The organism is Streptomyces xinghaiensis S187, from assembly GCF_000220705.2.
Lineage (GTDB): Bacteria > Actinomycetota > Actinomycetes > Streptomycetales > Streptomycetaceae > Streptomyces > Streptomyces xinghaiensis.
The window spans coordinates 2070513-2083164 of record NZ_CP023202.1; the positions used below are offsets into that span (position 1 = coordinate 2070513).

The 12652-nt window shown below is 72.6% G+C and carries 11 protein-coding genes and 1 riboswitch; all 11 genes read right to left on the reverse strand.

Going from position 1 to position 12652, the window contains the following annotated elements; genetic code table 11:
• Positions 1–35 precede the first annotated feature (35 nt).
• Positions 36–1205, reverse strand: coding sequence for a cysteine desulfurase family protein (locus SXIN_RS08705; protein WP_019709921.1), 1170 nt, complete (start codon positions 1203–1205; stop codon positions 36–38).
• A 144-nt stretch (positions 1206–1349) separates the two neighbouring features.
• On the reverse strand, positions 1350–2195 hold the full coding sequence (locus SXIN_RS08710; protein ID WP_019709922.1) for a thioesterase family protein: 846 nt from the start codon (positions 2193–2195) through the stop codon (positions 1350–1352).
• Positions 2196–2385: 190 nt separating this feature from the next.
• A complete protein-coding gene (locus SXIN_RS08715) occupies positions 2386–3045 on the reverse strand; it encodes a trimeric intracellular cation channel family protein (RefSeq protein ID WP_019709923.1) in 660 nt (219 codons plus the stop codon).
• Positions 3046–3160: 115 nt separating this feature from the next.
• Positions 3161–4255 (reverse strand): ABC transporter ATP-binding protein, encoded by a 1095-nt coding sequence (locus SXIN_RS08720; RefSeq protein ID WP_019709924.1) that lies wholly within the window; start codon positions 4253–4255, stop codon positions 3161–3163.
• The gene (locus SXIN_RS08725) at positions 4252–5442 is read right to left on the reverse strand and encodes an ABC transporter ATP-binding protein (RefSeq protein ID WP_019709925.1); all 1191 of its coding nucleotides are present in this window, start codon (positions 5440–5442) and stop codon (positions 4252–4254) included. Before SXIN_RS08725 ends, SXIN_RS08720 begins: the two co-directional genes overlap by 4 nt.
• A gap of 4 nt (positions 5443–5446) precedes the next feature.
• Positions 5447–6400 (reverse strand): ABC transporter permease, encoded by a 954-nt coding sequence (locus SXIN_RS08730; RefSeq protein ID WP_019709926.1) that lies wholly within the window; start codon positions 6398–6400, stop codon positions 5447–5449.
• Positions 6400–7404 carry an ABC transporter permease gene (locus tag SXIN_RS08735; RefSeq protein WP_019709927.1) on the reverse strand — a complete coding sequence of 335 codons (1005 nt, stop codon included), beginning with the start codon at positions 7402–7404 and terminating at the stop codon, positions 6400–6402. Before SXIN_RS08735 ends, SXIN_RS08730 begins: the two co-directional genes overlap by 1 nt.
• 92 nt (positions 7405–7496) lie before the next feature.
• Entirely contained in the window at positions 7497–9164 is a 1668-nt protein-coding gene (locus tag SXIN_RS08740) for an ABC transporter substrate-binding protein (RefSeq protein WP_039822181.1), read from the reverse strand.
• A 227-nt stretch (positions 9165–9391) separates the two neighbouring features.
• Positions 9392–10213 (reverse strand): enhanced serine sensitivity protein SseB C-terminal domain-containing protein, encoded by an 822-nt coding sequence (locus SXIN_RS08745; RefSeq protein WP_019709929.1) that lies wholly within the window; start codon positions 10211–10213, stop codon positions 9392–9394.
• A gap of 177 nt (positions 10214–10390) precedes the next feature.
• A complete protein-coding gene (locus SXIN_RS08750) occupies positions 10391–11224 on the reverse strand; it encodes an enhanced serine sensitivity protein SseB (protein WP_238153712.1) in 834 nt (277 codons plus the stop codon).
• Between the two features lie 282 nt (positions 11225–11506).
• Positions 11507–12241, reverse strand: a complete 735-nt coding sequence (locus SXIN_RS08755) for an AAA family ATPase (protein WP_095756815.1) — start codon at positions 12239–12241, stop codon at positions 11507–11509.
• A gap of 224 nt (positions 12242–12465) precedes the next feature.
• A riboswitch (glycine riboswitch) is annotated at positions 12466–12571 on the forward strand.
• The last annotated feature ends 81 nt before the right edge of the window (positions 12572–12652 follow it).

The following is a 12652-nucleotide window of genomic DNA, read 5'->3' on the forward strand; positions in this document are numbered from 1 at the left end:
CGCCCGGCCGCCGCCCGCATCAGGCAGAGCCCGGGCTAACTCAGCCCCGCCCGCCGGGCCCGTTCGACCGCCGGGCCGATGGCCTTGGCCACGGCTTCCACGTCGGCCGCCGTCGAGGTGTGCCCCAGCGAGAAGCGCAGCGTGCCGCGTGCCTGCTCCGGGCTCGCGCCGGTGGCCAGGACGACATGGCTCGGCTGGGCGACCCCGGCCGTGCAGGCGGAGCCGGTCGAGCACTCGATGCCCTGCGCGTCGAGCAGGAGCAGGAGCGAGTCGCCCTCGCAGCCGGGGAAGGAGAAGTGCGCGTTGGCGGGGAGCCGCCCGGCCGGGTCGGGGTCGCCGCCGAGGATGGCGTCCGGCACCGCCTCGCGCACGGCCTCCACCAGCGCGTCGCGCAGTCCGCCGATCACCCGTGCGAACTCGGCGCGGTGTTCGGCGGCATGGCGGCCTGCCGCGGCGAAGGCGGCCACCGCCGGGACGTCGAGGGTGCCGGAGCGCACCTGGCGCTCCTGGCCGCCGCCGTGCAGCAGCGGTACGGGCGCCAGATCGCGGCGGAGCAGCAGCGCGCCGATGCCGTAGGGGCCGCCGATCTTGTGCCCGGAGACGGTGAGGGCGCTCAGCCCGGAGGCGGCGAAGTCGAGCTCGACCTGGCCGAACGCCTGCACGGCGTCGGAGTGCACGGGGATGCCGAACTCGGCCGCCACCGCGGCGAGTTCAGCGACCGGCATGACCGTGCCGATCTCGTTGTTGGCCCACATCACGGTCACCAGCGCGACGTCGTCCGGGTTCCGTTCGACCGCCTCGCGCAGCGCCTCCGGGTGCACGCGCCCGGCGGAGTCCACCGGCAGGTACTCCACGCGGGCGCCCTCGTGCTCGGCGAGCCAGTCGACGGCGTCCAGCACGGCGTGGTGCTCGACGGGACTGGCGAGGATCCGGGTGCGCTCCGGTGCGGCGTCCCGCCGGGCCCAGTAGAGGCCCTTCACCGCGAGATTGTCCGATTCCGTACCCCCCGAGGTGAACACCACCTCGCTGGGCCGCGCCCCGAGGGCCGCCGCGAGCGACTCGCGGGACTCCTCGACGGTGCGCCGGGCCCGCCGCCCGGCCGCGTGGAGGGAGGAGGCGTTGCCGGTGACGGCGAACTGGGCGGTCATCGCCGCCACCGCCTCGGGAAGCATGGGCGTCGTGGCGGCGTGATCGAGGTAGGCCATGGTGCGCACGATTCTACGAGGGGCGGTACGGGCGGAAGGCCGCCCCCGGCCCGTACCGCGCGCTCCGGTCAGCCGGCGGTGCCCGGCGGGCGGTTCCCCGGCAGGCTCACCCGGCACGTGCTTCCCGGCGGGCGTCCCCGGCCGTCAGCCGAGCTGTGCCCGGGCGAGCTGGCGGGACTGGGCGACGAGGCGGTCCCGGCTGTCCCAGACCTCGGCGTCCTCCTCCAGGAAGCCGCCCGCGAGATTGCGGGTGGTGATGGCGACGCGCAGCGGGCCCGGCGCCGGGCGGCTGCGGATGTGGGCGGTGAGTTCGACGGTGGGGACCCAGCCGGAGATGCCCATCTCGAAGGCGGTGGGCGGCAGGGCGTCGACGGCCAGCAGCAGGGAGAGCGGGTCGGCGTCGCGGCCGTCGGCGAGCTGGAACCAGGCCCGCATCTCGCCGTTGCCGGAGGGCTTGCCGCGCGCCCAGCCGGCGGTCGCCGGGTCCAGCCGGACGTCGAGCCGGCCGGCGATCTCGGTCGCGCCGAGCAGGGCGCCGACCTCGTCGTCCGCGTGCCGGGCGCCGAGGCACTCCTCGAAGGGCGGCATGGCGGGCGGCTTGGCGGTGGTGCGGACGTCGTCGGGGAGGGCGCCCAGGTCCCCGTAGCCGGCGACCACGCGCAGCCGCTCCACCTCGGCGCCGTTCTCGTCGAGCTGGGTGAGGGACGCCTGGCCGGTGGAGAGGGTGCGGCCGGTGCGCACCACCTCGGTGCGGATCCGTGCCGGGCCGGGGCGGGAGGCGGTGAGGTAGTGGGCGGTGACGGTGAAGGGGTCGGAGTGCGGCAGGACCTCACCGAGGGCGCGGCCCGCCATGGCGAGGAGGTATCCGCCGTTGACGGCGTGAATGATCGTCCAGGCGGACGACAGCTCCGCGTCATGCACGCCGGGCTCACGCGGCGTCACCGCCGTGTCCCGGTCGAACTCGCTGTTCCCGATGGTTGCCTGTGCCATGGGCTGTACGGTACACCGAAAAAGTTACCGACCGGTAGACAGTAGTCGTCCATGACAGCGGTGAGCCGGCGGACGCCGCCGGGGCCTGCCCGGCCGTGCGCCGGGCCTGTGCCGACGTGCCCGGTGCAGTGCGCGAGGTGCGGCGCCGGGCGCCCGGATCCCGGGGCACGGGCCGGGCAGGCCCCGGGCCCTACGCCTCCTCCGCCGCCGACGACCTGCGGTGCCAGGCCCGGGGTGCCCGCCAGCCGAACCGGATCGCGCAGAGCCTCAGCAGGAAGGCGGCGAGCGCGGAGAGCGCGCTGGAGACCGGGTTGAGCGCCCCGAAGTGGATGAGCAGCGCGGCCAGCGACGCCCCGACGATGGCCGGGACGGCGTAGATCTCCCGGTCCCAGCGGAGCAGCGAGGGCACCTCGTTGGCCAGGACGTCCCGGACGACGCCGCCGCCCGCGGCCGTCACCACGCCCAGCACGGCCGCGAACGGCAGCCCCAGCCCGTATTCGTACGCCTTGGTGGTGCCGACGACGCAGAACAGCCCGAGCCCGGCCGCGTCGAAGACGGCCACCGCACGGTTGATCCGCTCCACCTGCGGATGGAGGAAGACCACGAGCACGGTGGCGAGCAGCGGCGTGACCAGATAGCCGAGGTCGGTGAAGGCCGCGGGCGGCACGGCGCCGATGATCAGGTCACGGATCAGTCCGCCGCCCGTCGCCGTGGCCATGGCGAGCACCGCGATGCCGAAGACGTCGAAGTTCTTGCGCACGGCGAGCAGCGCGCCGGAGATCGCGAAGACGAAGATCCCGGCGATGTCCAGCGCCTGCAGCACGGAGGGGGTGAACAGATCGGTGAGCACCCGGCGATTCTGCCCTGTGCCGCCGCGGCCATCCCCGGTGTGACGTGCGGCGGCGCGGACGGTCCGGGGTTCCGGGCCGCCCGCGCCGCACCGTGTCCGGGCGCTGCCGGGGGCGTCAGACGCTCTCGGCGGCCTTCTCGGCCTTGTCGGACTCCTCGGGGTTCCCGGCGGTCACCGTCCCGGGTTCGACGACCGTGGCCGCGCTGTTCATCCGGACGGTGCCGGCCGCGATCTCCGCGGCGTAGTGGCACGCCACCTTGTGGCCGCCGCCCAGGTCACGCAGCTCCGGGCGCTCGGTGTCACAGCGCGTCTCCTGCTTCCACGGGCACCGGGTGTGGAACCGGCAGCCGGCGGGCGGGGTGGCGGGCGACGGCAGGTCGCCGGTGAGCAGGATGCGCTCGCGGCTGTCCTCGACCACGGGGTCGGGGATCGGCACCGCCGACATCAGGGCCTTGGTGTACGGGTGGAGCGGTTCGGCGTACAGCCCGTCGCTGGGCGCCTCCTCCACCAGCGAGCCGAGGTACATCACCCCGATGACGTCGGAGATGTGCCGGACCACGGCGAGGTCGTGGGCGATGACCATATAGGTCAGCCCCATCGACCGCTGCAGCTCCTCCAGCAGGTTGATCACCTGGGCCTGGATGGAGACGTCCAGCGCGGAGACCGGCTCGTCGCAGATGATCACGTCGGGCTCCAGCACCAGCGCCCGCGCGATGCCGATGCGCTGCCGCTGGCCGCCGGAGAACTCGTGCGGGTAGCGGGAGAGCGCGTTGGACGGCAGGCCGACCTTGGCCAGGATCTCCCGGATGCGGGCGCGGCGCTCCTCGCGGTCGGCGCCGATGCCGTGCGCGGCCATGCCCTCGGAGAGGATCGACTCGATGTTCTGCCGCGGGTCGAGGCTGCCCAGCGGGTCCTGGAAGACCATCTGCACCCGGCGGCGGAACTTGCGCATCTCCTCCTCGGGGAGGTGCGCCAGGTCGGTGCCGTCGAGGACGACGCTGCCGTCGGTGATGTCCACCAGCCGCAGGACGGCCCGGCCCAGGGTCGTCTTGCCGCAGCCCGACTCGCCCACCAGGCCGTAGGTCTGGCCGGCCTCGACGGAGAGCGAGACGCCGTCGACCGCGTAGACGTGGCCGACCGTGCGGTCGAAGACGACGCCCTTCTTCAGGGGGAAGTGGACCTTCACCCCGTCCAGCTTCAGCAGGCTCATGAGGTGGCCTCCGTCTTCTCGGTCGCGGCTGCCTCGGCGCCGGTGGCGTTCTTCCCGTCCCCGGCGGCGCCGGACTCGGCACCGGACTCGGCACCGGACTCCGCGCCGGGTTCGGTCTCCGGCGCCGGCCCGGCGGTGTCGCCGTCCTCCGCCACCGCCTCGTCCGGCAGGATGTGCGGGGCCTCGATCACGGCCACATCACCCGAACCGTGCGCGTCCAGCACCGGGTTGACGCACCGCACCCGGTGCCCCGGCGTGCGCGGTTCCGTCAGCTCGGGGGTGCCCTGCAGGCACTCCAGGGTGTAGTGGTCGCAGCGCGGCGCGAAGGCGCAGCCGTCCGCCCAGGCGATGTTGTCGTTGATGGAGCCCCGGATGGGGTTCAGCGGCTCGCCGCGCGGCGCGTCGAGCCGGGGTATGGAGCCCAGCAGCCCGTTGGCGTACGGGTGGGTGGGTGCGGCGAACAGCTCGCGCCGTCCCGCCGACTCCACGACCTTGCCCGCGTACAGGACGTTGACCTCGTCGCAGAGCCCGGCGACCACCCCGAGGTCATGGGTGATCATCAGCAGGGCGGTGCCCTCCTGGTCCACCAGTTCCTTGAGGAGTTCCAGGATCTGCGCCTGGATGGTGACGTCCAGGGCGGTGGTCGGCTCGTCGGCGATCAGCAGCCGGGGCGCGCAGGCCACGGCCATGGCGATGAGCGCCCGCTGCCGCATCCCGCCGGAGAGCTGGTGCGGGTACTCCTTGAGCCGCCGGTACGGGTCGGGGATGCCGACCCGGTCGAGCAGCGAGGCGGCCTCCTTCCGCGCGGCCTGCCCCTTGAGCCCTCGGTGACGGGCCAGGATCTCGGTGACCTGGACGCCGATGGGGACCACGGGGTTCAGCGAGGAGAGCGGGTCCTGGAAGATCATCGCGAGCTGTGAGCCGCGCATCTCGCGCATCTTGGCGTCGCTCAGCCCGAAGAGGTCGGTGCCGTCGAACTCGGCCCGCCCCCCGACCTTCACGCCGCGCCCGGGCAGCAGCCCCATCAGGGCGAGCGAGGTGACGCTCTTGCCGCAGCCGGACTCGCCGACGAGACCCACGACCTCGCCCTCGCCGACGGAGAAGGACACACCCGACACGGCCCGCACATCGCGGCGTCCGCGTGCGGTGAAGGTGACGGTCAGTTCGTCCACGGAAAGCAACGACATGTCATCAGCTCCGCAGTTTCGGGTCGAGGGCTTCGCGCATGGCCTCGCCGAGGAGGGTGAAGCCGAGGGCCGTGATGATGATGCCCACCGAGGGATAGACCGCGAGCATCGGCGCCGAGTCGAAGAAGCCCTGCGCCTGGGCCAGCATGACGCCCCACTCCGGGACGGCCGCGTCCGGGTTGCCCAGCCCCAGGTACGACAGGGCGGCGGCCTCGATGATGGCGGTGGCCAGGCTCAGCGTGGCCTGCACGATGACCGGGCTCAGCGAGTTGGGCACGATGTGGCCGAGCACGATACGGCGCTTGCGCACGCCCAGCGCCCGGGAGGCGAGGACGTAGTCCGAGCCGCCCTGGGCCAGCATCGAACCGCGCAGCAGCCGGGCGAAGATGGGGATCTGCACCACACCGACCGCGATCATCACGGTGGTGAGGCTCTGCCCGAGGACGGCCGCGACGGAGACCGCCAGCAGCAGCGAGGGCAGCGCCAGCAGCATGTCGATGAAGCGCATGATGACGGAGTCGATCCGGCGCCCGGCGCGCCCGCCGAGCGTGGACGCGGCCCCGGAGGCGATGCCGATCAGGCAGCCGATGGTGAAGCCGAGGAGGGTGGCCACCACGCCGACGAGCAGGGTCTGCCGGGCGCCGACCAGCATCCGGGAGAACTCGTCGCGGGCGAGGTGGTCCAGGCCGAACCAGTTCTCGGCGCGCGGTCCGACGAAGACGGAGCGGGCCGGGATGACCTCGCCGCGCCACAGCTGGGCGGTCGGCGAGTACGGGGCGATCCAGGGGCCGATGATGGCGATCAGGATGAAGACGGCGATGATGCCGGCCCCGATGATCGCCATCTTGCTGGAGCGCAGCCGGCGGAAGGCCTCGTACCAGAGGCTGTGGCCGGTGGCGGTCTCGGTCTGTGCGGTGAGCTCCGCGAGCCGGTCGATCTTGTCGGTCTTGGTGCTCATCAGTGCACCCGCACTCTCGGGTCAATGAGGTTGTAGGCCAGGTCGACCAGGAGGTTGAGGATCACGTAGGTCAGCGCGATGAAGAGGATGAAGCCGACGAGCACCGGGTAGTCGCGGCCGTCGATGGCGGTCCGCAGGAAGGAGCCGATGCCGCCGAAGGCGAAGACGGACTCGGTGAGCACCGCGCCCGACAGCAGGCTGCCGGTGAGCAGGCCGACGGCGGTGACCACCGGGAGCAGCGCGTTGCGCAGGACGTGCCGGCCGCGGATCACGTGCTGCTGGAGGCCCTTGGACTCGGCGGTGCGGACGTAGTCCTCGCCGAGCACCTCCAGCACGCTGGCCCGGGTCATCCGGACGATGATGGCCAGCGGGATGGACGCGAGGGCCAGGGCGGGCAGCACCAGGTGCGTCAGGGCGTCCCAGGCGGCGTCGAACTCCCCGGTGAGGATGCCGTCCAGGACGTAGAAGCCGGTCACCTCGGTGGCGTTGAGCCCGGTGGACTGCCGGCCGTAGCTGGGGAACCAGCCGAGGTTCACGGCGAAGACGGCCCGCAGGATGAAGGCCAGGAAGAAGACCGGGATGCAGATGCCGAGGAGCGACCCGGACACCGCGGACACGTCGAGCCAGCTGCCGCGGCGCTTGGCCGCGAAGTAGCCGAGGGGGATGCCGACCGCGACGGCGATGAGCATCGCGAAGATGCCGAGCTCCACCGTGGCGGGGAACCGCCGGGCGAACTCCTCCCACACGGGCTGGCCGGTCTGGGTGGAGGTGCCCAGATCCAGCTCTCCCAGCCGCTTGAGGAAGCGGCCGTACTGCACCCATACCGGCTGGTCGAGCCCGAGGGCGCGCTCGATCCGGGCCTTGTCCGCTTCGGTGGCCCGTTCCCCGAGCAGGGCCGCCGCCGGTCCCCCCGGAAGCTTGTTCAGCCAGAGGAAGAGAAGGACGGACAGGCCTAGCAGTGTGGGTATGAGCTGCAGCAGTCTGCGTACTACGAGACGCAACACCCCGCGCTACCCCTTTCTGGTCATGGATCGCAACCACGTCCGCCCGGCCACCTGTGTGCGTGGCCGGGCGGACCTGGACCTGCTCGGTTGTGTTACTTGAAGGAGACCTCGGCGAAGTTCTCCTGCGTCAGCGGGGAGACCTTCGGCGGGTTGACGTCCTTCGCGAAGGCGATGGACGGCGGGGACGAGGAGATCGGCAGGCCGGGCAGGAAGTCCATGATGACCTCATTGGCCTTCTTGTACAGCTCGGTCCGCTTCTCGGCGTCGGGCTCGGAGGAGGCGGCCTTCATGGCGTCGAAGACCTTGTCGTTCTTGAAGCCCCACTGCTTGTCGTAGCCGCCGAACCAGGTGCCGATGAAGTTGTAGCCGTCGTTGAAGTCACCGGTCCAGCCCATGAGGTACAGGCTGCACTTGCCGTTCTGGGTGGAGTCCAGGTAGTCCGGGTTCCACTTCATGGCGCGCGGCTTGACCTTGATGCCGGCCTTCTCCAGGTCCGTCTTCATCAGCTCGAACATGTCGGCCGGGGCCGGCATGTACGGGCGGGTGACCTCGGTCGGGTAGCAGAAGTCCAGGGTCGGGTTCTTCGCGCCGGCGTCGGCGAGGAGCTCCTTGGACTTCTCGACGTCCTGCTCGTAGACCTTCACGTCGCCCGAGTAGCCGGCGACCGTGTCGGGCATGAACTGGCTGGCCTTGACGCCGCCTTCGGGAAGCTGCGTCTCGACGATGTTGTCCCGGTCGATCGCGTGCGCGATCGCCTCACGGACTTCCTTCTTCTTCAGCAGCTTGTTGTTCTCCTGGTTGAAGCCCAGGTAGAAGATGTTGAAGACGTCGCGGGTCGGGACCTGGAAGCCGTCCTTCTCCAGGGTCTTCACATCGGCGGGCGCGACCAGGTCGTAGCCGTGGATGTCACCGGCCTGCAGCGCCTGGCGGCGGCCCTCCTCGGTGTCGAGGGTGCGGAACACCAGCTTCTCGACACCGGCCTTCTTGCCCCAGTAGTCGTCGAAGCGCTCAAGGGTGACCTCCTTGTTGCCCTTGTTCCACTTCGAGATCTTGAACGGGCCGGTGCCGGCGACCGTGCCGGCCTCCTGGCTGTACTTGGGGTAGGTGATCGCGTCACCCTCGCCCTTCGCCTCCTCCTTCTCGTAGGCGTCGATCGCCTTCGGGGAGTGGATGGCGAGCGCCTGGAGGGAGAAGCCGCCGGGGAGGTTGGCGGTGGCCTCCTTGACCTTGATGACCGGGGTCAGCTCGTCCTCGGCGGTGCAGGAGACGTAGTTCGCCTCGGGCGTCTCCTTGTCCTCGTTCTTCTTGAAGCCGCCCATGATGGTCTGCCAGTAGTAGGAGACCGCGCTGTTCTGGTACGTGCCCGACCAGTTGAACCAGTGGTCGTAGTTCTTGCAGACGGCCTCGGCCGTCAGCTTCTCGCCGTCGTGGAACTTGACGCCGTCGCGGAGCTTGAACGTCCACTCGGTGCCGTCCTCGCTGCCCTCCCAGGACTCGGCGAGGCCGCCGACGAGCTGGCTGCCGCCCGGCTCGTGCTCGATGAGGGCCTCGAAGGCCTGGCGGGTGACGCGGAAGGTCTCGCCGTCGCTGGCCAGGGCGGGGTCGAGGGAGCCGGGGTCGCCCGCGGCACCGAAGATGAAGGTGTCGCCCGCCTCTCCCTTGCCGCCCTCGTCCCGGTCACTGGCGCAGCTGGTCACGGCCAGCCCCATCGCCAAGGTGACCACAACCGCCCGAGCGGCTCTGGATTTTCTTATTCGCATGCTCTACCCCAGGGATGAACGGTATTGAGAGGCGCTGACCGCTCGAACACTACAGACGACTCCGGCGGCGGTGAACAGTCCGCATAACGGTGATACATACCTGAGACCCGGACAGCGCATATACCGGATATGCCCTGTTCAGGCCCGGTTGACGCGGTGCGCCCCGCTCGGTCTGGAGTGCTACCGCACCGGCAAGCGCCGTGCGGCGCGGGGCCGTTGAGGCGGTCTCAGCGGGGCGCGGCGCCCGGCAGCATGCCGTGCGGCGGCGGATAGCCGTAGCCGGGGGCGGGACCGGCGCCGGGAACCGCCCCGGCCCCGGGGCCGGCGGCATAGCCCTCGCGGTCGAAGAACGGCCGGGAGTTGGCGCGCATCCACAGCGCCACCGGGTCGTACTCGTCGGACAGGGCGACGGTCGACACCGGCAGCCCCTCCGGCACCACGCCGACGGACTGCCCCATCATCCGGCGCACGGACTCCACGGCCTGCGGCCCGTTGTCGTACAGCTCCAGGCCGATGGCCAGATACGGCACGCCGACCGAGGGCTGCACCCAGGCGCGGCGCAGCGCCCGTACGGCGGGCGTGTGGTGGGCGTTCTGCGTCAGCAGGGCGTAGAACTGCGGGATCTCCACGGCCGGTTCGGTAATCCGCAGCGGCCCGGCGGGCAGCCGGTCCAGGCCGGAGGCGACCCGGCGGAGATCGGCCCAGGGGATGCCGACGCCGCCGCCGGGCGCGTGCGGGTTCAGCCACAGGCCCCAGCGGTCCGGGAAGAGGGAGGCGGCGATCTCCCGGCCGCCGACCACCTCGTGCGCCCGGTTCCAGCCGCTGGCGGCCAGCTCCTGGGCGGAGGTCACACAGGGGGCGTAGCCGTAGCCGTCGACCTCCATGTTCCCGTACTGCGCGTCGGGCGCGCCCGGATGGCCGTGCCACAGCAGCATCCACACCTGCCCGTCGGCGAGGGCCCGCAGCAGCGCCTCATAGGCGTCGTACCGGCCGGGCGTCACCTGTGGCAGCAGCTGCTCGATCTGCTCCCTGTCCCCGCCCGCGCTCACCTGGTTCCGCCCCTTCGTCTTGCCTCTCGGCACCGCCGCGGTGCGCGTCCTTCGCGCCCCGCCGGGTCATCCAACCAGCTTACGGACCGGATGCGGCGGCGCCCGCCGCCCTGTCCGCCGTCCGGGTGTCGCGGACCGGCCGTTCGCGGTGCCCGCCGCGCCCGTGTTCGAGCCGCGTCACCCGGCGGTGTGGAAGGGCCGGATCCGTGCGCGCATCCAGTCCGCGACCGGGTCGTGCGCGATGTCCAGCAGGACCATCTGCACGGGCCAGGGCACCGGCACCGCGCCGAGCGCCCGGCCGAGCGCGTCGTGCACCCGGGCCCGGTCCTCCGGTTCGCAGCGGGAGAGTTCGACGCCGACGAAGAGCGCCGGCGGGTCGCCCTCGACACTCGCGAGAGTGCGGCGGGCGGTGAGCACGACCCCCGTTGTGGTGAACTCCCCGGCGGCGGCGGCCAGGAAGTCGACCGGTTCGTCCTGCCAGTCGGGCTCGAAGAGCCGCACCCGCCCGCCGGACGGGACGCCGGGCCCGGCCTCGCCGCGGCCGGTGCGGCACAGCTCGGCCACGGCGGGCGGCGGCAGCGGTACGCCGACGGAGGTGCCGCCCGGGTTGACGGCGATGCCCAGTTGCGGCGGCAGCCCGCGGGCGAACTCCCGCGCGGGCGCGACCGTGCAGGGCATGTGGGAGCCCGCGCCCCGGAGGAACTCCTCCTCCGAGCTGTAGACGGGGACGCAGGCGATGCCGGCCACGTCCAGGGTGGGCAGGTCCAGATCCGGGCTGGCGGGCCCGCCGCCGTTCGGCAGCGGCACCCAGATCCGGCTGCGGCCGAGCACCTCGATCAGCCGGGCGCCCGCGCCGGGAACCCCGAGGGAGGCGGCGAGCACCTCTTCCAGTTCGTTGCGGGGGAAGCCACCGGGCGCGCTGCCGGACAGACCTCCGGACACGCCGGGCGTCCCCGCCGGGGCCGGGGTGCGCTCGTGCTGCTCCGGGATGCTCATGCCGTCGATGCTCATGCCGTCCAACCACGTCTCGTCCGCGTCGCCCGGGCGCCGCGGGGCCTGTCGCCCGGAGCCCGGCACGTCTGCGCCGTCCGGCCCGCGCGGACGCCGCGGCCACCGCCCGCGGCGGCCGGGGTCGTCAGGATCCGGGAATCCGGGTAGCAGAACCCTAGCGCCAGCCCACCGGGGTACGGCCAGGGGCCCGACAGCGCGGATTCACGGCGATTCCGGGATTTTCCCCGCCGTGCGGGCCCTGCGGGCCGTCCGGGCCGTGCGGCGGCCGGGACACCGGGGCGGTCAGCCGAAGCCGATGGTGTGCAGCGCGCTCGCCGACGCCCGGTCGAGCAGCACCACGGAGACGCAGCCCTCCGGGGCCCGGCCGGCCTCCGCGTCGGCGATCAGCCGGGCCACCGCCCGGCGGTGGCGGGCGAAGGCGTAGCCGGAGACGCCCCGGCCCCGCGCGAGCTGCCCGGCGAGGGCCGTCTCCGGGGAGACGTCCAGCAGCGCCAGGTGCAGACCGCGGCCCCGGCGGCGGGCGTCGCGCGCCAGCCAGCGGCGCACCCAGGTCAGGGTCCCGCAGTCGTGGACGACGACGCTCGCGCCCGAGCGCAGCGCCCGGCGCAGCCCGGCGTAGTGCGCGGCGCGCACCAGGGGGCGGTAGAGGGCGTAGGGCAGGGCGGCGGGCAGCCGGCGCTGCCAGCGGTCCCGGGCGTCCTGGGAGTCGATGCGGTGGACGGCGCCGCCGCGGGCGTCGAGGGCGGCGGTGGCCCGCTTGATCAGGGTGCTCTTGCCGCTGCCGGGGAGCCCGGAGACGACGAGGACGTCGCCGGCCGGGTAGCGCAGCGCGGACGGCCTGCGGCCGCGCAGGTCCGTCTCGGCGTCCGCTCCGGCCGCGTCGCCTCCGGCCGCGTCACCTCCGGCCGCGTCCGCTCCGGCGGCGGCCGGGCGGGCGGACGCCGTCCACTCCGCCGCGCCCTCCGGCCCGGACGCGGTCTCCGGCCCGGCCGCGGCCCGCGGCGTAATCGTGTACATCCCCTGGACCCGAACCTGCACCTGATCGTCCCCCCTCTGTGCGGTCACCGCCGGACTGCCCGGCCAGCCTGGCAAGAACGGTGCCGCGTTACAACGTCGATACCCGGTGCGCGGTTCCGCGATGTGCTGATGAGACGGACCCTCCGGGCCGGTTCTCCGGTTCCCTCCGGGTCGGTATTCCGCTTCCCGTGCGATGATGACCGCGCCAACTGCATACCGCCGTTCGAATCCGCGCGGGAGAGTCCCCGGTCCGGCCGCCGTGCCGCCGCCGGGGCGCCGAAGGAGCAAGTCCTCCCTTGAATCTCTCAGGCCCCGTACCGCGCGGACGAGGCAAATCTGGAAAGCGGGCCGTCCCTCCGGGGCGTCCCCACCCAAGGTGCAAGCCACGATCCCGGGTACGTACGGTTGTGG